Annotated in this window: 23 protein-coding genes; 8 read left to right on the plus strand and 15 right to left on the minus strand. The window is 57.1% G+C overall.

Annotated features, from left to right (window positions below):
- Window positions 1-431: 431 nt before the first annotated feature.
- The 4 genes from H6G53_RS05010 to H6G53_RS05025 form a co-directional block, all read right to left on the minus strand.
- Window positions 432-1490: a hypothetical protein gene (locus H6G53_RS05010; protein ID WP_190531217.1), complete on the minus strand. Its 1059-nt coding sequence runs from the start codon at window positions 1488-1490 to the stop codon at window positions 432-434.
- Between the two features lie 212 nt (window positions 1491-1702).
- On the minus strand, window positions 1703-2407 hold the full coding sequence (locus H6G53_RS05015; protein ID WP_190531219.1) for a M15 family metallopeptidase: 705 nt from the start codon (window positions 2405-2407) through the stop codon (window positions 1703-1705).
- A gap of 214 nt (window positions 2408-2621) precedes the next feature.
- A complete protein-coding gene (gene proC / locus H6G53_RS05020) occupies window positions 2622-3455 on the minus strand; it encodes a pyrroline-5-carboxylate reductase (RefSeq protein WP_190531221.1) in 834 nt (277 codons plus the stop codon).
- A gap of 178 nt (window positions 3456-3633) precedes the next feature.
- Window positions 3634-4335, minus strand: a complete 702-nt coding sequence (locus H6G53_RS05025) for a cell division protein SepF (RefSeq protein ID WP_099533630.1) — start codon at window positions 4333-4335, stop codon at window positions 3634-3636.
- 362 nt (window positions 4336-4697) lie between these two features.
- Here H6G53_RS05025 and H6G53_RS05030 point away from each other — a divergent pair, with 362 nt between their 5' ends.
- Window positions 4698-4931, plus strand: coding sequence for a hypothetical protein (locus tag H6G53_RS05030; protein ID WP_190531223.1), 234 nt, complete (start codon window positions 4698-4700; stop codon window positions 4929-4931).
- A gap of 63 nt (window positions 4932-4994) precedes the next feature.
- On the opposite strand, the gene H6G53_RS05035 is transcribed toward H6G53_RS05030, so the two are convergent.
- From H6G53_RS05035 to H6G53_RS05055, 5 genes are all read right to left on the minus strand, one after another.
- Window positions 4995-5663 carry a YggS family pyridoxal phosphate-dependent enzyme gene (locus H6G53_RS05035; RefSeq protein WP_099533637.1) on the minus strand — a complete coding sequence of 223 codons (669 nt, stop codon included), beginning with the start codon at window positions 5661-5663 and terminating at the stop codon, window positions 4995-4997.
- Between the two features lie 72 nt (window positions 5664-5735).
- Window positions 5736-6005: a PipX family protein gene (locus H6G53_RS05040; RefSeq protein WP_099533635.1), complete on the minus strand. Its 270-nt coding sequence runs from the start codon at window positions 6003-6005 to the stop codon at window positions 5736-5738.
- 644 nt (window positions 6006-6649) lie between these two features.
- Window positions 6650-7195, minus strand: coding sequence for a 4'-phosphopantetheinyl transferase superfamily protein (locus tag H6G53_RS05045; RefSeq protein ID WP_190531225.1), 546 nt, complete (start codon window positions 7193-7195; stop codon window positions 6650-6652).
- Between the two features lie 58 nt (window positions 7196-7253).
- Entirely contained in the window at window positions 7254-8627 is a 1374-nt protein-coding gene (locus H6G53_RS05050; protein WP_190531227.1) for a hypothetical protein, read from the minus strand.
- Window positions 8628-8765: 138 nt separating this feature from the next.
- Window positions 8766-10025 carry an extracellular solute-binding protein gene (locus tag H6G53_RS05055; RefSeq protein WP_190531229.1) on the minus strand — a complete coding sequence of 420 codons (1260 nt, stop codon included), beginning with the start codon at window positions 10023-10025 and terminating at the stop codon, window positions 8766-8768.
- A gap of 376 nt (window positions 10026-10401) precedes the next feature.
- Between H6G53_RS05055 and H6G53_RS05060 the strand changes: the two genes are divergently transcribed.
- The gene (locus H6G53_RS05060; RefSeq protein ID WP_099533624.1) at window positions 10402-10785 is read left to right on the plus strand and encodes a hypothetical protein; all 384 of its coding nucleotides are present in this window, start codon (window positions 10402-10404) and stop codon (window positions 10783-10785) included.
- Between the two features lie 733 nt (window positions 10786-11518).
- Here H6G53_RS05060 and H6G53_RS05065 read toward each other — a convergent pair.
- Entirely contained in the window at window positions 11519-12337 is an 819-nt protein-coding gene (locus H6G53_RS05065) for a TlyA family rRNA (cytidine-2'-O)-methyltransferase (RefSeq protein WP_190531308.1), read from the minus strand.
- Between the two features lie 201 nt (window positions 12338-12538).
- Complete coding sequence (leuB, locus tag H6G53_RS05070) at window positions 12539-13630, minus strand: 3-isopropylmalate dehydrogenase (protein ID WP_190531230.1); 1092 nt, start codon at window positions 13628-13630, stop codon at window positions 12539-12541.
- A gap of 142 nt (window positions 13631-13772) precedes the next feature.
- Here leuB and H6G53_RS05075 point away from each other — a divergent pair, with 142 nt between their 5' ends.
- The 3 genes from H6G53_RS05075 (at window position 13773) to H6G53_RS05085 (ending at window position 15983) form a co-directional block, all read left to right on the plus strand.
- Complete coding sequence (locus tag H6G53_RS05075) at window positions 13773-14789, plus strand: thioredoxin domain-containing protein (protein ID WP_190531232.1); 1017 nt, start codon at window positions 13773-13775, stop codon at window positions 14787-14789.
- A 333-nt stretch (window positions 14790-15122) separates the two neighbouring features.
- Window positions 15123-15335, plus strand: coding sequence for a hypothetical protein (locus H6G53_RS05080; RefSeq protein WP_099533621.1), 213 nt, complete (start codon window positions 15123-15125; stop codon window positions 15333-15335).
- 90 nt (window positions 15336-15425) lie between these two features.
- Window positions 15426-15983, plus strand: a complete 558-nt coding sequence (locus H6G53_RS05085) for a glutathione S-transferase family protein (RefSeq protein WP_190531234.1) — start codon at window positions 15426-15428, stop codon at window positions 15981-15983.
- Window positions 15984-16187: 204 nt separating this feature from the next.
- Here the strand turns inward: H6G53_RS05085 and H6G53_RS05090 are convergent, their stop codons facing one another.
- The 4 genes from H6G53_RS05090 to H6G53_RS05105 form a co-directional block, all read right to left on the minus strand.
- Window positions 16188-17393 carry a VWA domain-containing protein gene (locus tag H6G53_RS05090; protein WP_190531236.1) on the minus strand — a complete coding sequence of 402 codons (1206 nt, stop codon included), beginning with the start codon at window positions 17391-17393 and terminating at the stop codon, window positions 16188-16190.
- 71 nt (window positions 17394-17464) lie between these two features.
- Window positions 17465-18871 carry a hypothetical protein gene (locus tag H6G53_RS05095; protein ID WP_190531238.1) on the minus strand — a complete coding sequence of 469 codons (1407 nt, stop codon included), beginning with the start codon at window positions 18869-18871 and terminating at the stop codon, window positions 17465-17467.
- Window positions 18872-19073: 202 nt separating this feature from the next.
- Entirely contained in the window at window positions 19074-19340 is a 267-nt protein-coding gene (locus tag H6G53_RS05100) for a hypothetical protein (protein ID WP_099533617.1), read from the minus strand.
- Window positions 19341-20196: 856 nt separating this feature from the next.
- The gene (locus H6G53_RS05105) at window positions 20197-20454 is read right to left on the minus strand and encodes a hypothetical protein (RefSeq protein ID WP_143473044.1); all 258 of its coding nucleotides are present in this window, start codon (window positions 20452-20454) and stop codon (window positions 20197-20199) included.
- A gap of 143 nt (window positions 20455-20597) precedes the next feature.
- Between H6G53_RS05105 and H6G53_RS05110 the strand changes: the two genes are divergently transcribed.
- From H6G53_RS05110 to plsY, 3 genes are all read left to right on the plus strand, one after another.
- The gene (locus H6G53_RS05110) at window positions 20598-21920 is read left to right on the plus strand and encodes an ATP-binding protein (RefSeq protein WP_190531240.1); all 1323 of its coding nucleotides are present in this window, start codon (window positions 20598-20600) and stop codon (window positions 21918-21920) included.
- A 37-nt stretch (window positions 21921-21957) separates the two neighbouring features.
- Complete coding sequence (locus H6G53_RS18925) at window positions 21958-22089, plus strand: hypothetical protein (protein ID WP_255512336.1); 132 nt, start codon at window positions 21958-21960, stop codon at window positions 22087-22089.
- Between the two features lie 89 nt (window positions 22090-22178).
- Entirely contained in the window at window positions 22179-22853 is a 675-nt protein-coding gene (gene plsY / locus H6G53_RS05115) for a glycerol-3-phosphate 1-O-acyltransferase PlsY (RefSeq protein WP_190531242.1), read from the plus strand.
- Window positions 22854-23154: the final 301 nt, after the last annotated feature.

The following is a 23154-nucleotide window of genomic DNA, read 5'->3' on the forward strand; positions in this document are numbered from 1 at the left end:
TTCGCCTCATCTCCCATGCACCACAATCCGTCACGCACTTAACGACCATTTCTTGAAAGCATCTGATCGTGAGGGAGCGATCGCGCTGCGGTGCATGGGAGAACCCATCCAGCGTGTTTTAACCATTGGGCCGTCCTCCCATGCACCCTACGGTTTTTGTTTTGATCAGCGCCGATCGCCCATCACGACAAGCCCACCCCAAAAATGCAAGACTGAATTGCCCAGCCGCCCGATCGCGATTGGAGTCTCAAACCATGCTGAAACGACCCATCCTCGATCCAAACCATCACCCAAGATCTGCAACAACGCTCAATTTTCAGCAATTTGCCAGAAATTGCCAGCATCCTCGTGGGCATCCTCAAGCCGATCGAGGCAAGCTCCCACCAATCCCCAGCCGAATCAGCCCCCCGATCGGGATGATGGCCATGGTTCTAGCGTCCCCAAATCCAATGCAAGAGCAGAATCAGCAAATACACCACCGCCAAAATCGCCAGACCATAAAACAGAATCGATCGCTCGTCCTTGGGGCTGGGTAGCGAGGGATCCGCCTCCACCGGACAAAAACGCACTAAACTCCGATTTACAAAAGCCTCGCCTAACACAGGATTGCTGAAATAGGCCAACAGTTGCTTACCCAACGTGGTTTCAATGCCCAGCCCATCGCGGGACACACCCACGCGGGAAATGCCCCCATAGGCAAAAGCAGCCAGCTCCCGCACCGGTTGCTGGCTCCAAAAAGAGGGCAGGGCGATCGCGCAAAGTCGGGTACTGGTCACCAGCAACACCGCCGGCCCGTCATCAATGCGCACGGAAACCACGTCAATGAGCTGTTCTTCCGGTGCGTTCAGGAAATACACCAAAAATTCCGCCAGCTTGGGAATTGCCCCCTGCATCGGGAAACCCAGTTGGCCCGTTTCCGCCAGCCAATCTTCATAGACCTTTTCCGGTTGAATCAGGTCGATCGCCTCTTCGGGGTTGGGATAGGTCGGCTCAGGATAAATCGGCGGGAGTTGGGGCGCGGGGGCTGGGTTGGGCGCGGGGGCCGGCGCAACAAACCCGGTATTTCCCGGATCGTAGGTGGCGCTGATCTCCGAGGGCGCGGGGGCTGGGCTGGGGGCGATCGTGTAGCTGGGCGAACCGGTCAGGCCCAGAGCGCTCAACGGGGGCGTGGCCAAGGACATGCCAGAGCCATCATTGGCCAGGTAGAGGGCATCAGTCCAGGTGGGTGCGCCGGCCCCGGCCGCCCAACCGGAGACCCGCACCACGCCCACGGGTTCCACCTTCAAGATGTTCATGCCCTTGCGAACAAAGGTCATCAGCGCCGGGCGATCGGGGGCGCGATCGGCCCCCAACAGATTCAAAATTAGGCAATTGCCATCAAGGCTCACTTCCACCGCAATCCCCGCCGTCTGTAACTTGCGGTTCATGAGGGTGGCGATCGCCTCTACATTGCCCTGCCGGGCGAGCAGTAACAATTCCGTCTGAGACATAGACCGGTGGTTCAATTGCCTGAAAGCCTGGAGGCTGCTCACCCAATCAACAGGGGCCCGGGGGGCTGCTGTTGGCCGGAAGCGCCATTTCTCGCAATCATACACCTGGTTTTCGGTGGCTCGCCCATGGTGGCTCGCCCATGGTGTCTTGCCGTGGGGGGGCGGCATCCTCAGGCGCGATTCCTCAGGCGCGACTCCTCCGACCCAGCCTCTCAGGCCCGGCCATAGTGGGCTAAGGGCTGACCGGTGCGATCGGCCCACAGTTGATCGCCCCAGGAAAAGTGCCACCACTCTTGGGCATGTTGGGCAAACCCGCCCGCGGCCATGGCCCGTCGCAACAGTTGGCGATGGGCGTGGAACTGCTGGTGTTGGGAATCGGTGGCTGGGGCGAAGTGGTCGGGAAATGAACGATCGGAACATTCATCGATCGGGGATCCCATATCCAGCAGCCGCCCGGCCGCGTCAATCAGGGTCAGATCCAGGGCGGCTCCGGTGCTGTGGGGTGGCGGGGTGGCGGGGTGGTCGCTGGGGCTGGCCCAAAACTGGCTAACGCGCGATCGCAGGGCTTGGGTTTGGGGATGCTGGGGATTTTGCGCCAGGGCAACGGGATCCAACCCTTCCATGAGGGCCAATTCGGCAAAGGTGTAGTCCACCATGAATTGCTGAACGGCCAAGGGGCGATAGGCATCAAAGATGGCCAGTTGCCAGCCCGGTTGTTGTTGGGCTAACCATTGGGCGGCCTGCAACAGCCGATCGAGCACGCCCGATCGCACCCAAAAGGGCGATTGGTCACCATAGGGCGCACCCAACACCGCGTAGGGATGCGGATCCCAGAGCTGGAAGCGATCGGGCGGGATGGGCACTAGGGGTTCGCCACAGTCCGCGATCGGGATTTTTTGATAGGGCTTGAGGGCCATGGGGTTCATGGGTGCGGCGGTTGCGGAGCCTGAGGGCAAAGCTTGAGGGTAAAGCTTGGGGGTTCATCAACGGCGAACCCTAGGGCGTGTCATCAAATGAAGCTGGAACGACTAATTTTCCTAGCTCAACCACCCTAAACAAGGGGCTTAAGCCCCTTGCTCCCCACGATCTCGCAACGCAAGAATCAGGGTTTCGGGGATTTGATGACAGTTCCTAAGCGCGGCCCAATTCCTGCGATCGTTGCCAGGCCGCGCGTACCGCTTCGATGGTGGCGGAACGGAATCCAGCCTGCTCCAGGGCGGCCACCCCCGCGATCGTTGTGCCGCCGGGACTGGTGACCCGATCTTTCAGGATCGCCGGGTGTAGTTGGCTGTCTTGCAACAGTTGGGCGGTTCCCAAAACCGTTTGCAGGGCCAGGGTGCTGGCAGTGGCTCGGGGCAACCCGGCCGCCACGCCCCCATCGGTGAGCGCTTCCACAAACAAGGCCACAAAGGCCGGCCCTGACCCAGACAACCCGGTGACCGCATCCATCAAAGATTCCGGCACTTCCACCACTTGTCCGATCGCCCCAAAAATCTGGCGAGCCTGTTCCATGGCCGCCTGCTCGGCCAAAGAACCGGGGGCGATCGCCGTGACCCCTGCGCCCACGGTGGCCGGTGTGTTGGGCATGGCTCGCACCACCGGACAGCCACCGAAGGCCGCTTCCAGTTTGGCCAAGGTTGTGCCGGCCAAAATCGACAGGATCAGGGGCGATCGCGCGGGATCCCAAGCACCGGCCACCTGGGCCGCCACCGTGGCAAAAACTTGGGGCTTGATGGCCAAAAGAACGATTTGGGATTGGGCCAGGAGCGATCGATTGTCATCGGTGACCTGTACCCCATAGCGCTCGGCCAGGGTCGCTCGGCGCTCGGCCATGGGTTCACTGACGCAAATTTGCGCTCCAAGAATCACGTCCCGATCGCACAACCGGGCCAAAATTGCCTCGGCCATCACGCCCCCGCCAATTACGCCCAACTGCCAAACCGCACCGGCCCCGGAATCCGTCATAAACCTTGTCTCATGCTGAATTTTTCGATCCAATCGATGCGGATTGGATTTAGTCAAGAGCAAAAATATAGGGCAATAGATTGACTACTGCCCTACAGTTTGGCCCGGTGTTCAAGGGCCCCTCGATCGTGATTGATCGTTGAAGATTGAGCCGTGATTAAACCGACTGGGCGGCGGCCTACTGAGCGGCAGCCTGCTGGAAGCGATCGGTTGCCCAAACGGGGGCTTGGCCAGGGCGAGCGGCAGCCTGGGCCGCAGCCTGGGCCTGGAACACTTCGCGCACCAAACCGCTGTGGGTGCTGACCTGCACACAACTGGGCGTGAACAGGAAAATGCTTTCGCCAATCCGCTCTTGGTGACCATCCAGGGCGTAGGTTCCGCCAGCGATGAAGTCCACGGAGCGTTGGGCCTGGTCGGGATCCATCATCGTCAGGTTCAACACCACCGACTTCCGCTCCCGCAGGGCCTGAATCGCTTGGGGCATTTCCTCAAACGAGCGCGGCTCCATCACCACCACTTCGGAAATTCCGTTTACCGCACCCGGCATACCAATCACGTTGCTCATAGAAGAAGTTGTTGGGGTTCCAGTTGTCGCGCGGGGGCTGGGCGGCACAATCGGCTCGGGCGATCGAGCCGCAGCCGGTGCCGGAAACCCACCGGCCAACGAAGCGGATGCATCAGCAACGGCGGCATAGCGACGGCTACGGCGGGCGTTGGCCTCATCCGTGGGAGCCGCAGCGGGCTGGGATTCCGCCGCTGGCTGCTGATACGAACCACGGTAGCCATTGTTATTGCTATCGTTTTCGTCGTAGTCGTAATCGTATTCCACTGGATCACCCAGACCCACAAAATCCCGAAGTTTCGTAAAAATAGCGTTCACCTCGTCCTCTCCACTTACTAACCACGTTGGGGGCTGGAGTACCGACGAGTTTCTAGGGGCTGATTGAACGCCGCCAAGACTCCGTCGGCTTGGTTGCCTAACATCCACTCCTCGACGAACCACCATTAACCACCATTTAAACCGCCATTGACCACAAGAGTTGCATCCTTGCTGCCGATGGGATTGATCGTCACCTTCAGCGTTTTCGGCGCTTGTTGTCTTGAAAATGGGGTTCCAGCGCGGGGCTGTTCAATGATTGTTGAATGGGTTGGGGTTTAGGTCGCCCCGATTTTATCAGACTGGGCTAAAAGCCGCCTGCTTAAGGGTCTGAATCCAGACCTAATTCCCCAATCTGCACCCCAATGAGCTATTCAAAAGGAGCCGTAATTGATTGGCTGCCCGTTTTTTGGTCAACAGTCTACTCCAATTTTTTTGATTCCACCACGATCGGGTTGGCCACTGAAGGATGGGTGGTTGCCAAGGGCGATCGAGCGACGGAGGGGGAGCGATCGGGGTTGGCGGTTACCTATGGTCACCATTCACGAAGATCAGTGGTCGATCGGGTCAAAATTGGTCACTATTCAGACAGATCTTGACAGGTCTTGCTGAATGGTTGGGGAATTTTTTGTGCAATCTCCTCAATTCAACGGGTGAGGAATCTAGGCCCGATCGCCAAATAGGGTTCGTCCTAGGCGAATCATGGTGGCTCCCGCTTGCAGGGCGATCGGCCAATCGTTAGACATGCCCATCGATCGCTCCGTCATGGCCAAGCGTTGCCAAGGTTGGGCTTGGATTTGATCCGCCAGCGATCGGGCTTCGGCAAAAAAGTCCGCTAATTCCGCTTCGTTTAAGCCCAGGGGAGGAATTGCCATCAATCCTCGAATTTGCAGATGGGTTAACCGATCCAGCTCGGGCAAGGCCGCTTGCAGTTCACTCGGCGACCAACCGGCCTTGTTGGGGTCGGGCCGCAACTTCACTTGCAGACAAATTTGGGGCGGGCGATCGCGTTCGGCGGCCAGGCGATCGAGCCGTTGGGCCAACTCCAATCGATCGACCGAATGAATTGACTCAAACAGTTCCAGGGCTTTTTTGGCCTTGTTGCTTTGCAGTTGGCCAATTAAGTGCCAGCGAATATCCGTCAGGTCACTGAGGGCGGCGCGTTTTTCTGCCGCTTCCTGCACGCGATTTTCCCCAAAGTCCCGAATCCCGCATTCATAGGCTTCTCGCACACATTCGGGGCCAAAGGTCTTGGAAACGGCCATGAATCGCACCGAGTCCGGCAAATGATCGCGCAAAAATTCGACCCGCTGGGACAAACGGGGCAGCATAGCCAAAGCCTGCACCCAATCCTGGGACATAGACGGCGCACTCATGGCAACAGGATGATTCGTAAGGCGATTTTACTGGAAGGTGCGCTGGTAGGCGGCCCGCACCGCTTGATATTCCTCCCGGTTGCCGTTGCGCTGAAGCGCTCGCATTCTGACCTCGACCATGGTTCGGGCATCGCTGCGGGTAACCGGTTCAAACCGGAGGCCCGTCTCCGCGATCGACACCAAAAAGAACAGACGATGGGCGTATAGCGTCGTAAATAATTCGCGACTGTTTTCCAGCCGACAAATCATCAGCAATAACCCAAACGTGGGGTGATTTAGATAGGCTTCGAGGCTCATTCCAGCTCTAGTGGGGTAGGACAGCAAGCCGGCCACCCAGAGCGCTTGGCTCGGGATGGCCAAGGAAGTGCGATCGGGTTAGTTTATGGCGTGCAGATTGCCATCAAATCATGACGCAGCAAAACGTTCGTGTCGAACAGTTGCATCGAACAGTTAATAGTATCGGAATGCGATCGCCTTTCGCCGGGATAGTCCGTGAAATCTCTACGGGGTTTCTCCAATTTCCAGGGATTTTGCAAGGCGTTGCTAACGGGCGATCGGGATTTTGGGTCGAGATTCGATCGGGGGTTGACCCAAATTCAGCCCAATTCGGTTGAAATTCTTAATTCCGATCACTGCGCCGGGATCAGAAACCGGGGATCAATCAAACACAATCCTTGCCTGGGTTTGCTGCTTTGTGGGGGCGATCGGCTCGATCGGCCCACAGATCCGATTCTGGATGGTTTGGCTGCCTAACGTTGAGCCGTGGGGCCGGGGCGAGAACCGTTTTCATGGTCAGGATCATCCCGGAACCCAAGATGCTGCGGTCTCAGGGAAATGTTACGGCGGGCTAACTTTCTCAGGATCCGTCGAATTCCACCCCAAATTTTCACCCCCAGAGACAGCGCCCAATTCAATCTCTGATCCAATACCTAATCCAATATTCAACATTCAACATCCGATCCTGTGCGGGTTGCCTTGGGAGCTGGGCCCAAAGAGTCAGACCCCGATCCACAAACCAGAATGGCGGAAGCGGTGGCATAGTCCCGATCGTGGCTGAAACTGACTTGCCAATGGGCTTCGGGCCCAGCACTGGCAGCGACGGGATGGGTTTGGCAATGGAGGGTACAGCGGCGATCGAGGGCGACCAGGGCCCGGCCACGCAAACAAACGCCCGGTTCGCCCGTGGCCCGGCGGGTAATTTCCACATCCTTGTAACCCACTCCATGCCAGCCTGTGCCCAGGGCCTTGACCACGGCTTCTTTGGCAGCCCAGCGGCCCGCCAACCGGTTCACCACATCGGGCGTGAGGTGGTCGTTCAGCAGAGTTTCGGGACTGAGGGTTTCCCAGGGGATCGATCGAGCCAGTGATCGCCAACAAGTTCGCTGTTCCTGGGGAGTATAGACCCGTTGCAGAAAGCGGCCCCCGAATCGATCGAGGGCTGCTCGGATGCGGGGGATATAAACCAAGTCAGTACCCAGATAAAACACGGCGACCTAATATCCAAAGTCCAAACCCGAAATCTAAACCCCAATCCCTGCCCCCTGCCTAGTCCGCAGAGCCAGCGGAGTTCAGCCGCTGTTGCCAGGCCCGATCGACCGCTTCCGGGTTCAGGGCTTCTTGCTCCGTCACGTCCATTTCTGTGGTGTAGGTCAAATCCCGATCGGTGATTTGGTTGCGGGCTTGGGTCAGTTGTTGTCGGGCAGCCAGCTTGTGAGCCAAGTCTGGATCGGGATGGGTCACCAAATCCGCCAGGGCACTGCGCTGCTGGTTGCGCCGCTCGATCGCCCGATTGCGCCCCGAAATCACCCACCAGCGAACCGCCGGAATGCTCAGAAATGCGCCGCTGTAGCCCAATCCCAACAGGCAGGTAAAGCGCAAGAACCCATAGGCCTTGCCAAAGGTTGCCGCATCCCCCGCCGCAATCAGCCCCCCTAACACCAAGGACAACACCAACAGCGCCACCCCGAGGGCGATCGCCCCAGCCCGTTGCCCCGAGCTAGCGCGACTGAAGTTATAGATACGCTCCGACTGGAATCGCGGCAGGGTTTCGGGCAGATCGGCCAAATCCTGCACGGTGGTTTGTAAGTCGGGAAACTGATAGATAATTTCGCCGCGATCGGTCACCTGGGGATGGCCATTAAACCGCACCAAAACTGGCAACATCCAATCTTCATCCAGGTCTTGGGCCTTGGGCATTGCCCGATCGGGCAGTTCCAGATAGGGAGCCACCTGTTCCACCACCACCGCCCCTTGGTTTTGGCGAATCACTTGGGCAATCAGTTGCCAACGTTCCTTTTCCAAATACAAATTCGGGTTGCCATCCCCAAACAGAAAGGAATAGATCGCCTCTAAAAAGTTGAGATCGGGCTTTTCCCGTCGCCGTTGGTAAGCGTAGTTGTCGTAGTCGGGCCACCAGATCCAAATCCAATCGGACCAGCCGTAGTAGCCACCCCCGATCGGGAAACCAATATTCCAACTGCCCGAGCTGGAGCCAGACCCCCGCGAATCGCCGCCACCACCACTATCACTATCGCTGTCCCGAGAACTGCTGAGGGCCACCAAAGCCACCACGATCGCCGCCACCACTGCCACAATCAACAGCAACAGCACAATGCCAACGGAAAGCCGAATCAGATAAAACAGGACTTTCCAAATCTTGGCCCAGGTTTCCTGAAGTTGGAGTTGCCAGAACTTGTTGCGCAGAATGTCGCGAAAGTCGCGGGAAAAGACGTAAACCACGTCACCGGACTCGGCCACCTGTAGGTTACCGCCGGCCGAAGTCGCCAACACCATCAGCCCCCGTTCCGCCAGGTTTAAATCCAAACCCGCTTGGGCAGCCACATCGGCCACGGTGACACGGTAGTTCAGTTGCTCAACGGCTTCTAACAAGCCAGATTCGATCGCGGGCACAGAAGCCATAGGTCTATAAATCAGCCGCTCTGGGTCTTTTGCGGTTTTGCTCAGTGCTGTTCCCAGTATAGGGAAGCTGTCTGGGTTTGAGCTTGGGTTTGAGCCGATCCCAACCGGTTCGGGCCGCTGGGCTGAGCCTGAGATTGCTTAAGCAACCGATCGACGCATCGCCACCCACAGGTCTTGATATTGCCGTAGCGACTCGGCCGGCAACGGTTGCAACAGTTCGCAGCGATCGAGCTGCTCAGGTGTCGGCAGCAACACATCCCGCTGAACGCTGGCTGTCATAGCCGTGCGATCGCCCTCCAGCCAAGGAGCCGGAGCCGCATCCAACCACCCGGCCAACCCTTGGGCAATGTCCGATCGCCAAGCAAGACTGGCCCACAGGGTCGCCAAATCCAGCGATTCCGGAGCCGCATGAACCGGCCGCACCCACAGATCCGCCCAAAGGGCCGTGCCCGACTGGGGAACCACCGCCCGCAAACTCCGTTGGCGAGCCAGGGCCGTCACCACCTCATGGGACCAACCCACTGCCACCCAAGCATCCCCCAACAGCAACGGCTGCAAATAATCCTGAGTGGCATAGATCAGGGCCTGTTGATTGAGGGCCGCCAAAGCAGCGGTCAAGCCGGTTACGGACTGGGGTTGAGCTTCGTTATACGATCGCCCCAGTCGCTTCAGAGCCAGACCAATCACCTCCCGAGGCCGATCGAGCAGCACCACCTTGCCCCGCAGCTCCGGCCGCCACAAGTCCGCCCAATCCTGGGGTTCCCATCCCAAGGCCGCAAACCGATCGGGCCGGTAAACCAACACCGTCGTTCCCCAACGGTAGGGAATTCCCCACAGGGATCCGGCGCGATCGGGTAATCCTTGGCGATTGAGTTGGATGACGGACTGCCAGCGATCGCCCAAAGTTACCCCCGCCGGGCGATCGGGCCAGGGTTGGATCCAACCGCGCCGCACTGCCCCCGCCAGCCATTCATGGCCCAGCAATCCCGTTAATCCCACCGGCCCCGCCCCTGCCGGCCGCAAAAACGGAATCCACGATCGCCAATCACCTTGACCCATGGTGGTTCCCGCCGGATCCCGCTGCCAGTCTTGCAACTGTTGCATCAATAATTCCGCCTGATCCAACAAAGTCAGGTGAATGCCTCGGGTGGCTCCCTGCGCATTCGCCAGCCGCTGAAAGGCTTGGAGCAGTTGGGCAGGAACCGTATTTTCGATCGCCAGCACGGTCAAATCATTGGGATTGCGCCGTCCACAGCCCCCCAGCAACAGGCCCGCCGCGATCGCCCCCGTGCCGAGCAACCACTGCCGCCGCCCCCACCGAGGCTCCAGATCCACCGCCATTCCGGGCGATCGATTCCCCTTCAACTCCGCCCTTGCCTCGGGATTTTGCAAAGCCATGGCCGCCTAGATTGCCTTAATTGATGCGAAATTAATGCGAAATTGATGCGACTTGCGCGTCGCTTGTCCGTTAATGGCGAATTCATCGCGAATTCATCGCGAATTTATTGCGCAGTGTTTTGCCAGGTCATTTTAGCGATCAACTCTCGATATTTGAAGTTTTATAAAGTTTTGACAAGTTTTTTGTGCATATTTTTCTAAAAGATCATTCTTTGGAAAAATGCGAAACACTTTCCAAAACAACAATATCCTGCACAATCTACCATGCGGATAATCGTTAAATGATTCAGCGATTGCTGAACTTTTGAGGATGGGTTATTTACGATAAAAACACAAGCCTCCGCCAGTGCAATCTAAAACCATGCGCTGACCTCCTATGGAACCATTGCAAGATCAAATTACACTCCTCAACCACAAGCTCGATGCGCTACATCAGTCGATTGAAACACTCTTGGGACGCTTAGCAAGTCGTGTTTCTTCCGAAGAGTCATCGTCCTTACATGAACCAATGGCTCAGATTCTTCAACGGGGTGCAGCCTTGGTTGATTCCCCCAGCCCTATCCTCCATTCCATGGCTGATCTGAATGCTGAATATAAAGATATTCTGATCGATGATAGCTATCGGGAACCGAGCGATCGCGCGGGTGACAAGGAACTCACGCCGGAAATTCAAGTGCAACGGTTAATGGCTCAATTAACTGCTGCCTACAATCGGATTGCCGACTTAGAGGAACAACTCCTTTCGCGACGGATCCATTAACTTGGATGCCTCCAAGCAACGAGTCGATCGACCCTTTGCCTTGGCCTCAATCCGATTGTAGGCAAGTCTGAAATTGGCAGTCATTCGCCGATGACGGTTCGGATTTGGGTCAACTTCATCATGCCTTTCTCATCTCCCAGAGGGGCAACTTTGAGACTACTGCTGTTAGTTTGCGATCAAAAATTTGATCAGATCCTTGAAGGTTTCTTGAAGGAATTTCTCTGAATTTTGTGGGATCAGCGGATCGCGTGGAAGTAATTCTGCTAGAGATCCCCAACCATTGCCCATGCTTTACGCATCAGGCCTCAGCAATTACAGAGCCTACCAGGGCTGATCGATCACGATCGGTACGCAATATTCAATTCTGGAACCTTCATGCTCAGTGGTTACTCCAGAATTCGTAATCACCCTCTGACTTCCTTAGCAAATCGGTAGGAAGACTTTACAAAGTATTATGTGGCTGCTTACCCTCTGGCTCAAAGGGGGGATGTGATGCCAATGACCGATTCAGGGGCGCTCTGGTTGCGATCGATCGCCCCCTGAAAGCCCTGAACAGCCCTGCAAAGTCCTGCAAAACCTTGAACAATCAGCGTTGTTGCTCAGTCCAAAATGATGGGACGGGATGATGGATCGGGGCGCACCGCTGTGCATTCCGATCCGGACTCTCGGACAGGATTTTGGGACAGAATTCTTGATCTAACTTGATTGGATTGGTTTTGGCTTAGTTGTTTGCTCAGTTGTCGGCCATTTGCACCACGGCCAAAAATTCCGCCAAATCGGGAGCCGATCGCCCCGCAATTTCCGCGTCACGCAACCAAAGTAAAAATTCCACATTGCCCGCCGGGCCCGTAATGGGCGATCGCACCAGGCCGCCGTAGTGCCACCCGATCGCCTCAGCCCCTTGCCAAACCGTGGCGATCGCCTCAGCCCGATCGCGCGGATTGCGCACCACGCCGTTTTTGCCCAGGCGATCGCGCCCCACTTCAAATTGCGGCTTCACCAGCAAAATCACCTCGCGCGGCGGTTGCAACAGCGCCCACAGGGCCGGCAACACCTTCGTTAGGGAAATGAACGACACATCCGCCACACCCAAATCGGGCATCGGATCATCGGGGCCGTACAGCTCCGCCGGGGTCAGGTGGCGCAGATTCGTGCGTTCGCGCAACACCACTCGCGGATCCTGGCGCAGGCTCCAGGCCACCTGCCCATAGCCCACATCCACGCCATAGACCTTGGCCGCACCCGCCTGCAACAGGCAATCGGTGAAGCCGCCCGTGGAAATGCCGCCATCCAAGCAAACTCGACCCGTGGGATCGATCGGGAAGGCCTCCAGGGCGTGGATCAACTTCTCGCCACCCCGGGACACAAAGCGCGATCGGGCCGCCACTTCAATTTCGGCATCTTCGGCGATTAGGGTTCCGGGCTTGTCGATGCAGGCGCGATCGACCCGCACTTCGCCGGCCCGAATCCAGCGCTGAGCCAACTGGCGCGACTCGCACAACCCGCGACTCACCAACAGCGCATCTAATCGTTGTTTGCCCGTTTTTGCCACCCAATCAACCGAAATTAAGGGATTTTTGCCAAGATCCTGGATTTGGGCGCACAGCGGTGCGCCCCTACCCAATATTTCCGGTCTGTAGGGGCGCACGGCAGTGCGCCCTCCGGTTCGATACGCCCGATACGCCCTCCGGTTCGATGCGCCCGATGCGCCCTCCGGTTCGATACGCCCGATGCGCCCTCCGGTTCAATGCGCCTACGCCTCGTTCAACACCGCGATCAGGGCCTCACCCATGGCCGTGCAACCCACCAGGGTTTTGCCTTCGGACATGATGTCACCCGTGCGGAAACCCCGATCGAGCACTTCATTCACAGCTTTTTCAATCCGGTCAGCGCCCTCCGGAAGATCCAACCCGTAGCGCAACATCATCGCCGCGCTCAACACATGGGCCAACGGATTCGCCTTATCTTGGCCCGCAATGTCCGGCGCGGAACCATGCACCGGCTCAAACACACCCGGCGTACCCGGTTCGCCCAAGCTGGCCGAGGGCAACATGCCGATACTGCCGGTCAACATCGCCGCCGCATCCGAAAGAATGTCGCCAAACAGGTTGCCCGTGACGATCGTATCGAACTGTTTCGGGGCGCGAACTAACTGCATCGCCGCATTGTCCACATAGAGATGAGACAACTCCACATCGGGATAGTCCGCAGCCACGGCCGTCACCCGATCGCGCCACAGTTGCGACACTTCCAACACGTTCGACTTATCCACCGAGCAAAGCTTGCTGCCCCGACGCTTGGCGGTTTCAAAGGCCACGCGGGCGATTCGATCGACCTCGCTTTCGGAGTAAACCATCGTGTTGACACCGCGCTTTTCGCCGTTTTCGCCCTCAAAGATGCCGCGCGGTTGCCCAAAGTAAATGCCGCCGGTCAGCTCGCGCACCACCATGATGTCCGTACCTTCGACGACTTCCCGCTTCAGGGTCGAGGCATCCACCAACTGGGGCAAAATCGTTGCCGGCCGCAGATTGGCAAACAGACCCAAACCGGCCCGCAGCCCCAGCAGGCCGCGCTCGGGCCGTTGGGCATTGGGCAGGCTGTCCCACTTGTAGCCGCCGATCGCCGCCAACAACACCGAGTCACTGTTACGGCAAATTTCCAGGGTGCTGGCGGGCAAGGGTTCGCCGGTTTGGTCGATCGCGCAGCCCCCGATCGGCGCTTCGGTGAATTCAAAGGTCACCCCAATCTTTTGGGCGACGGTTTCGAGCACCTGAACAGCAACGCGGGTAATTTCGGGGCCAATGCCATCACCGGGCAGCAGCGCAATGCGATAGGTCTGGGTCACGGGTCGGTCAAATGTCGGGAGGGTTGAACGGATTTCATCATAGGACGGGAGGCGGCCCTTTCCATGGGAGATTTTCCCGATGACTTAGGGCATAGTCGTGAAGACAAATGATTGATGGTTATCCAGATAAAAGGTCTAAACCATGAGTTCCAAAGTTGATATCACAGCCCAAAATTTTCAGACCGAGGTGGTGAGCAAATCCAGCGAGAAGCCGGTGGTTCTGTACTTTTCCTCGCCCACTTGCAGCGCCTGCCAACAGCTCAGCCCGGTTCTAGAAGAGATCGTTAAAAACTACGACGTGGTTTTGGCCAAGGTGAACACCCAACAGGAGGTGGGATTGGTGCAACAGGCGGGGGTGCGATCGACCCCCGATGTGCGCTTGGTGCAAAGCGGCCGCGCAACGGATCAGTTTGTGGGTGCAGTGTCCGGCAACGAGGTACGCAGCTTCCTCACCCGCAACAGCGTGAACTTGTTGGCGGGGCCCAAATTTCTGGACTTGACCAACGACAGCGATAACCGCGTTATCCCCGTCAACAGTCTCAGTGAATATCCCAGCGGGGTGCGGGCCTTGGGGGGCAATGACACCGTGACTGGTTCCAGTGATGTGGATGTGCTGTTTGGCAATGCGGGCAATGATCTGTTGTTGGGCAACGATGCCAACGATGTGCTCAATGGCGGTGCTGATAATGATGTGCTGGATGGCGGCTTGGGCAATGATCTGCTGAGCGGCAACCGGGGCAACGATTCCCTGGTGGGCGGCGATGGCAATGACATCCTGCGGGGTGGTCGGGAGAACGACACGCTCTTGGGTGGTGATGGGGATGATGTGTTGTCCGGCGACTTTGGCACGGATGTGCTGACGGGGGGTGCGGGCCGAGATTTGTTTGTGCTGCGAGCTGAGGAAGCCGTGGCCGGAGCCGGGGTGCAAACGGTCGATCGAATTACGGATCTCAGCGTGAGCCAAGGAGATGTGGTGCTGTTGGCGGCAGATTTCGCCATTGCTGATGTGACGGTGACCGCTGGCAATGTGGACAACAGCGGAGCCGCCGATGCCATCATCAGCCGTACCTCCACCGGGGCCCTGTTGGGGGTGGTGCTGGATCAAACGCCGGATGTGGTGCGATCGGCCTTGCAGGTGATTCCGCCCTCTTCTCTCTAAACCGGCCCCGTTCGGGGGCTGGGGGCTGCTAGGCGATCGCCCTGGCAGCCCCTTTTGTTTGAGTTGGTCTGGATATCAGGCTGCCCCGGTTCCAAGGGAGGTTCCTAGAGCGGAGATGGTTAAAAACCAGTTACAAAACTGGACGCTGAATCGCCGCCACCGCCAACGAGAGGATCAGCCTTTCAGCGATCGGGCGATCGGCCAGCCTCCGTAGTTTCACGGCTGCCCCTCTCCGGATTTGCAACGCCCACGACAGTAAGAGTCATCAGGAGCGCGACGCAATCCAATCGCGACCCTGGCTGACCTTCACGACTCGCATCAGGGGCTTGAATCATGACCGCGCTTCAAACTTGCACCCGCATTGGCCAAAGCTTGACCCTCGTGGGCGTAATTCTGGGTTCGGCCGCCGTGATGCAACCGATCGATGGCCATTCGATCGATGCCGCGCTGGTGGCGGCCGTTGCGCCCCAAAGCGCCTCAGCCGCCCAGCCCACGCCTCCCGACAACGGTGGCCCCAGCCGCACCCAAGGCACGGGCACTCGCTAATTCTTGAGGGCAGGGGGTTCGGTTAGGGCCCTGCGTTAATGATTAAAATTTCAGTCTGAGCAAATTAATCAAAACTGGGACTGAAATCCAATGGCTATTAAGCTTTATGGCGGTGCGCGCAGCCGGGCCTCGATCGTGCAGTGGTACCTCGAAGAGTTGGGCCTAGACTACGAGTTCATTTTGCTGGACATGCAGGCCGGCGAACACCGCCAACCACCGCTGACGGAGATTAACCCCTTTGGCAAAGTGCCAGCCATTGAAGATGACGACTTCAAATTGTGGGAATCCGGTGCGATTTTGCTCTACTTGGATGCGAAGTACGGCCCCGAAAAATCCACGGAGCAGCGAGCAGTGGATCAACAATGGACGCTGTTTGCCAATTCCACCGTTGCCACCGGAATTTTTGTGGAAGCCAACCGCGATCGGGAAGCTCCGCGCTTGCTGGGCGGCATCAACGAGCTGTTGAGCCAGTCGTCCTATATCACGGGTGAAACTTTCGGGGTGGCCGATGTGGCCCTGGGGTCAATTTTGGCCTACATCCCCATGATGCTGAAGATGGATCTGTCGCCCTATCCAGCGCTGGGCGCTTACCTGAAACGACTGAGTGAGCGGCCGGCCTTCCACAAGGCGATCGGCTCGCGAGCTTAGACAGCACGGCCAGCCCAGGGATAGGGATCAACCTCAAGATCTCAACAAAAAATCCCAACAAATACGCAAAGGAAAGTGGGGGTCGATCGGGCGATCAACCCCCATGCTTTGTGCTCAATTCGTCATCAACCTGAACGGATTAGTTCGCTCACGCCCCGATCGCCCGCTGGTGGGTGGCAACGGGAATCGCAAGCATCACAGGAACTACTTGCCTTCCACAAACGCCTGGCAGCAACAGAAGGGTTGCGCGGCCGGCGCAGGCGTTGGCGTAGGGGTTGGCGCAGGGGTGGGAATCACCGTCTTGCTGCCGCAGATTACCTTTTGCAGCAGCCCCGTGAAACCGCTCAGGGCATCTTGCGAAGTGAAACCCTGCCCGCCGGTTTCCTTAGCCACACGGGCATATTCACCCTCGATTTCTTTTTTCACACTGGCCTTCACACCGGAAGTCCCCAAATAGGTGTGGACTTTCACCTTGGTTTGCTTGGCCGTGGCGATCGCCCGGTTGGCGGCTTCGATGTCTGCCTGATCCTGCTTGGCGTTCTCGTTGCCCCCTTCCAAGGACTCATCGCCCAGGAAGAAGACGGCCCGCGATGCGGCCGATCGCCAGTCAAAATTCAGGGACACATCTTCGATCGCCCTTGCGCCGTCCTCTTGGGCCCCGCCGCCGGCCACCGTGCCCACCTTGCGGCCCTTCAGCGCCGATTCCGACACCTTGGCCGTTTCCGTCAGGTAATTGCGCACGGTGCGATCGAACCGCGTTCCCTTAAACACCCCCTCAATTCCCAAATAGGTCACCCGCAAATCAGAAGGGCAACTGGTTTTGGCCGCCTCGATCGCCGCGCCTACCGCCTCACTCAGGGCCGTCGCCTCATCCTTCATCGACACGCTGGAATCGATCACCACCACCAGATCCACCTTGGGAATTGTCAAGACCTCCGTGGGCGAGGGCGTTGACACGGGGGCCGGTGCGGGAACCGGCGTGGCGGAGCCGCCCTGGCCGGTCATGGTGGCCGGAGCCAAGGTGGGCCATTGCAGCCGCTTTTGGGTTGAAACATCCCCATTGCCCCGGTGACCGGAAATGGGGCCCAGGCGGTTCGGTTGGGCTTGGCCAGCGGTCATGCCGTGGCTGTTGTAGGGATGGTTCCAGAGGTTGAAATCAAACCGATAGTGGGCCCCCTGCCAACCATTCGTCCAGTTGAAATTAATCAGTGCGCTGATATCCAGCGTGCCCGTCACCGGGTCGCTATACCAAAACGACAGCATCTTATTCGCCGTTCCGCCGGCCGACGTGCCGAAGTTGTATTGAATATCAACCCCGTCCGGCGGCCCTTCATAGGCAAAACAGCCCCGGCCATAAACCGAACCATCCGGATTCAAGGTGTGAAAAACAAAACTCGTGACCTGAGGCATAGCAGCAAATTCCTGTGAGGTTTGGGCTTGGTGATCGTGAAACGTTGGGCAGGCCGCTGACTGGTGAACCCCTAGGATTCAACGTAGGCCTGGCAGCAACAGAAGGGATGTTCAATGCGGCGCGGTGCGGGCTTGCTGCCGCAAATCACGTCTTGCAACAGGGCTTGGAAGCCCCGCAGCGCATCCTGGGAGGTGAAGGATTGACCGCCCGTTTCCCGAGCCACCCTGGCGTATTCCCCTTCAATTTCCCGGCGCACTTTGTCTTTCACCGAGGAAGTTCCAAGATAGGTATGCACCCGCACGCCAGCTTCCTTGGCCACCGCGATCGCGAGGTTAGCGGCTTCGATGTCTCCTTGATCTTGCTTGGCATCCTGGTTCCCGCCATCCAAGGACTCATCGCCCAGGAAGAACAGGGCCCGCCCAGCCCCCGGCCGCCAGTCAAAATGGCGACTCAGATCCTCGATCGCCCTTGCGCCGTCTTCTTGGGCCCCACCGCCGGCCACCGTGCCGCGTTGGCGACCCCGTAACTCGGCCTCCGCCGCGTTGGCCGTTGTGGTCAGGTATTTGCGAATGGATTGATTAAAACGGGTGTCTCGGAACGTGCCTTCAATGCCCAGATAGACCACTCGCAAGTCAGAGGGGCAATGGGCCCGGGCCGCCTCGATCGCGGCGGAAACGGCCGCATCCAGCGCCACCGCTTCGTCCTTCATGGAAACGCTGGAGTCGATCGCCACCACCAAGTCCACTAGCGGGATCGTCACGCCATCTTCTTCGATGACCTCGATCGTGGGCTGCCCGATCGCCACCCACTCCAACTTGCGTCCTTGACAGCTTCCGTCTTCCGTCGCCCCCCGGTGCGCAGACACATGACCCAGTTGCTCCGGCGTTGCACCACCGGCCACCAAGCCCCGATCAAAGTCTGGCTGGGCCCAGGCATTGAACTGGAACTGTTGCTCGCCTGCCCGATCGCTGAAACTCAAGCTCAACAGAGCGCTGAGATCCAACACACCGACGATCGGGTCGCGATACCAAAACGCCGTCAAGGTTTCCGCACTGCCCCGGCGATATTCCGCCGAAGACTCACTGCCATCCCCTAGGGTAAAGCACCCTTTGCCAAACTCAGTGCCGTCGTTGTTCAGTACCCGAAAGGTGTAGGCCTTTCCTGGGGTGGACGGTGCTGAGGTAGAAGAATCTGCTGTTGTGTTGGTTGTTTCTGCGGTTGAACTCCAGGGAATCACAACACTGGGCGTGACATCCAGCCAACCACCATCCGTGACCGTGCCCACATCCACCAGCGATTGTGCGTCCAAAAACTCCATCAACCGCTCACCATCGTCCTCAAACCGATAGTGGCAAATGCCCTGATCAGCAAAAACAACCAGGTCTGAATCTTGACGATAGACGACCTTAACGAAATTGGCTCCATCAATTTCCCAGCGGTAGCCAGGCATCGCTTCAACAATCTTTTGATTCTTCACAAATCACTTCTCCAAAAAGCACTGCAACCCTAGGGAAACACCAGGCAACTGATTCGGTCGATCGAGTCGATCGAGCTAATGGGGCTAAGGAGTCTGTTGATGGGTTCTCAATTGGAATCTTGCTTGAGTGGCTAACCTGCGTTCTTGGGAAATTTAGCCATCACCCTTGAATTAGCCCATTGCTGATCTCGATCGCCTTGATCTACTCCAAACGAATCTGCTTATTGGCTAATTCCAAATCAAACGGGTAATCTTCATTTCCCCCCGCAAGGGCCTTTTGGAAAGTTTCCTCATTCGCAAATTCACTGACGCGAAACCACCAATCTTCAAATACAATCACCCGCCCATCGGGACATCGGTAGACCAAGACATGGTAGTCGTCGCGAAATTCGTTGCTGAGATCAAGAACCTCACCACCCATTGCTTGAGCAGCGGTGTCTGCACTGTTCACTTTCCAATCTACTGACATGTTGTACAATCTCCAGCTTAATTGGAGGGTTGATCAGACTTTCCAATTGAACTCTACGAATTGTGCCTCAAGCTAATTGAAATTTGAGAGAAGTTAATGTTAATTTTTTCATTTTTCTGAACAATTCCGTATAAACACGCAATTAAAAATTGGCAACAATTCTCTTAAAAATAAATCATTTCATTTTTAAACATTTGCAATACAATTTTTTACAGAAAATTTCAATTAATTCCAATTGTCAATCAAATTAATTTTTCTTTTTGTTGTAATTTTCATTATTCAATCCGAGCCGAAAATCAAGAATATTTTCTTGTGAATTTCAATTTGATTTGTTTTTATTTGATGCTTAAATGCGAATGATTCAATTGTTGAAACTCATAAAACTCCCAGAAATCTCAAGAGTCAATATTTTTTCTTTGTTTTAAGTCATTTTTGATAATTGTATTTTATTTTACATTGACATTTCTGAAGAGAAAATGATGCTTGAGGTCAGAATTTTGGACTGAAAGGCCTTTAATAAAGACTAACTTTGCCTGTTGCTGGAAGCGATCCGCGATCGACTCCCGTTGACGATCGAAAGTGATCCGCCATTTTTAGGTTGGCTGGCGTTCGATCGTCTGAATTTTGAGGATGATTTGTGGTGGCTTTGGGCTGTCGCTGCCCAGCCAAAGACGAGGATCAGGGCGATCGGGGGTTTAAGTCAGGGTTGGCAATTTTTTTGACCTGTCTGCCGGGCGCTGGTGTGATCAATGATGCAGCCGGACTGAGAGAGCGATCGATCCGGTTGGAGGGCGTACCGAGGTACGCCCCTGCGGACATGCCACGACTTTGGGTTGGGAAGATCAGCGCTCGCGGTCTAGGTTGTGGGTGGCTGGTTTTGGCGGCGTTGGCTCTGTTTGGGGTTGCGCCACTGACGGGCTTGGCGCAGCAGCAACAACGACCACCGCAGGCTCTTTTCGAGCCGGCCCACGATGACGCAAACCGTCAGCAGGGCGATCAGCCAGCTTGGGGCATTTTGGGCGATCGGGAGGGACAAGATCGGGTCGAGTTGGGCGGGCTGGGCGATCGTTTCTTGGGTCGTTTGAATGGTGTTAGTTTGGGGTTGCGAATTCATGGTGAAAACCTTGAATCATTGACTACGCAACCATTCTCAAATTGGTAATCAGCGCCCAAGTCCCCCACAAGTCCCGTCTTAGTCTGGTTTAGTCCCCTCTTGGTCTACCGACCAGGAACAGCTACAGCTATTGATCGCCCAACATGGAATCGCCACGCTCTCCCACCCCCGCCATAACTTGGAGCCAATTTTTAAGCGAGCAGGCTGATTACTACGGTCTCACACCTGAGCAAAAGGCAGCATTTCTCGTTCAGTTTGCCGAACAGAAGCGCAGCGATTCGCGTGTCCAGGCTTCTATCTCTCTGGACATTGGCGAAAACACGTTTAAGAATCACATGACCAATGTGTATAGGCGCTTAGCCGACTTCTATCCCAACCTTAAGCAAATTGTTGGCAGAGGCAAACGACAAGCAGTTCTCGTAATTTTGCGAATGGAGTTTTCGGAACGGACTCGGCCGGTTGCTCCACCTCCAGCGGAAATCCCCAGTTCTTCAACAACGCTCCCGCCTCCAGCAGAGATTCCTGGTTATCCGACGGTGCGATCGCTCCTGGAGCAAGCGCGGGCGACGGTGGCCAACCACACCAGTCAAGCGTTTTATAACGGTACGTTGCCCCAGTGGGCGGACATTGCGGCGGGCTATGACGTGAAGCGCGATCGCCTCAAAGATCTCCAAGACTTTGTGGAATCGCGGGCGGCGTTGGGTGGGGCGTTGCCGATCGCGCTGGTGTTGGGCCGATCGGGCGATGGCAAAAGCACTCTGTTGATGCGGTTGGCGGCGGAGTTGCACGATCGGGGCGATCGGGTGTTGTGGCACGAACCCAATCAGCGCAATCAGGTGGCGTTGGATTTGACGGCGCTGGCCACCCTGAAGACCGATCGGCGGGTGGTGGTGATCATTGACGATGCCCATGCGCTGGACTTGGAGGGGTTGGAGCAGCAGGTGCGATCGCTTCACCAGGTTGGGGCGGGGTTGTTGTTGGTGTTGGGGGTGCGGCGAGAGCTGTGGCTCGGGGGTCGGCAGCTTCCCCAGTCGATCGCCCAGATTCAGCGCTTCGAGATCGATCGAGTCAGCGACGCGGAAATCGATCGCTTTTTGGCGGCCTATGAGCGAGCGGGCGAGTTGGGCAAATTGGCGAATTTGTCGCCCGCGGCCCGGGCGGCCAAGTTTCGGCAGGGGGCCGATCGTCAGTTGTTGGTGATGTTGCTGGAGGCCAAATACAACGAAAGCCTGACTAGCTATGTCCAAAAAACCCTGAACGACTTGGCGGATCGATTTGGCGAAAGAGTGGTGCGGGCTTGTCAGTTGGTGGCGGCGTTGCACACGTTCGATTTGGGGTTTCCGGCGCGTTTGTTGGAAACGATTTCGGAACCACGCGCCGGCCTGGCAAGCCTGGGCGGTGATGGAGCGAAACATTCAAAATCATCAAGAGGCTCGGGCCTTGTTCCAGAAATCCACCCAAGTTGATCCAGAGAATGCACCGATCTGGCGAGCTTGGGCCGCGATGGAGCGCAACCTCGGCAACCACGACGAAGCCCGCCGCCTCAGCGACAAAGCCGCCCAACTGGAAGCCGCCCGCCAACCCGCCCCCCGGTCAGGGCCAGCCCATCCCCCACCCCGCCGCCGCAATCCCTAAGCGCAACCGCCCTCAGTTGCCGAAGCCTAGCGGCCGGGATGCTGATAAAGTGGCGTTGAATTCAGCTTGGCGTTGGCGGACTGGAAACTATGGCTGTTGCGATCGCACTAGGATTACTCGTTTTGGCCTACCTGCTCGGCTCCATCCCCGCTGGATACCTAGCCGGGCGCTGGCTCAAAGGCATCGACATCCGCCAATATGGTTCCGGCTCCACCGGGGCCACCAACGTGATGCGCACCGTGGGCAAACCAGCCGGGATCACCGTCTTTATCTTCGACATCCTGAAAGGGGCGATCGCCATTGGACTGGTGCGCGCCCTTTGGACTAGCGACCTCATCGTTGATCCCAACTGGCTGGCAATCAAGCCCTGGTTAGAAGTGGTCGCCGGCCTCACCGCCGTGATTGGCCACAGCAAATCCCTGTGGCTGAATTTCCAGGGCGGCAAATCCGTCGCCACCAGCCTGGGCACGTTGTTAGCCCTGTCTTGGCAAGTGGGCTTGGGCGGGTTCGCGGCCTTCTGTGTGGTGCTGGCCATTTGGCGATATGTGTCCCTCGGGTCGATCGTCGGGGCAATCATGGTCAGCGTGTTGATGCTGTCTTTGCAAAATCCCTTGCCCTACTGCTTATTTGGCTTGGCGATTACGGTGTTTGTGATTGCGCGACACAAGACCAACATCAGCCGCCTGTTGAAGGGAACAGAACCTAAATTTGGCCAAAAGGTGCAAATTCCCGAGCCTGTTTCCGACAGCGCCAGCGGTTCTTAGGATTTTGGCCCTACTTCTGTGGTGGTGTGCCGGGTCGAAAGCAGGTCGGTCAAGAGCGGGTTAAGTCTTAAAAGCTTGACGAAACGCCGCTTAACCTTGATGGATTGGGGGCTTGGGCCTCTGGCCTGGCTCGATCGGGAAGTGGCCTGGGGATGACCATCTTCTGATTTGCCCCAAATGTAACGAATTGCAACGTATAATAGCTCTGAAAAATTAATTCTTAAGAATTATTCAAGGGAATCCAACACCCATCGCATTTCAAGCGCGATCGGGCGGTTTCCACCCCCATCAGCCCTGTGGC

It is taken from the genome of Limnothrix sp. FACHB-406 (genome assembly GCF_014698235.1).
Classification (GTDB): domain Bacteria; phylum Cyanobacteriota; class Cyanobacteriia; order CACIAM-69d; family CACIAM-69d; genus CACIAM-69d.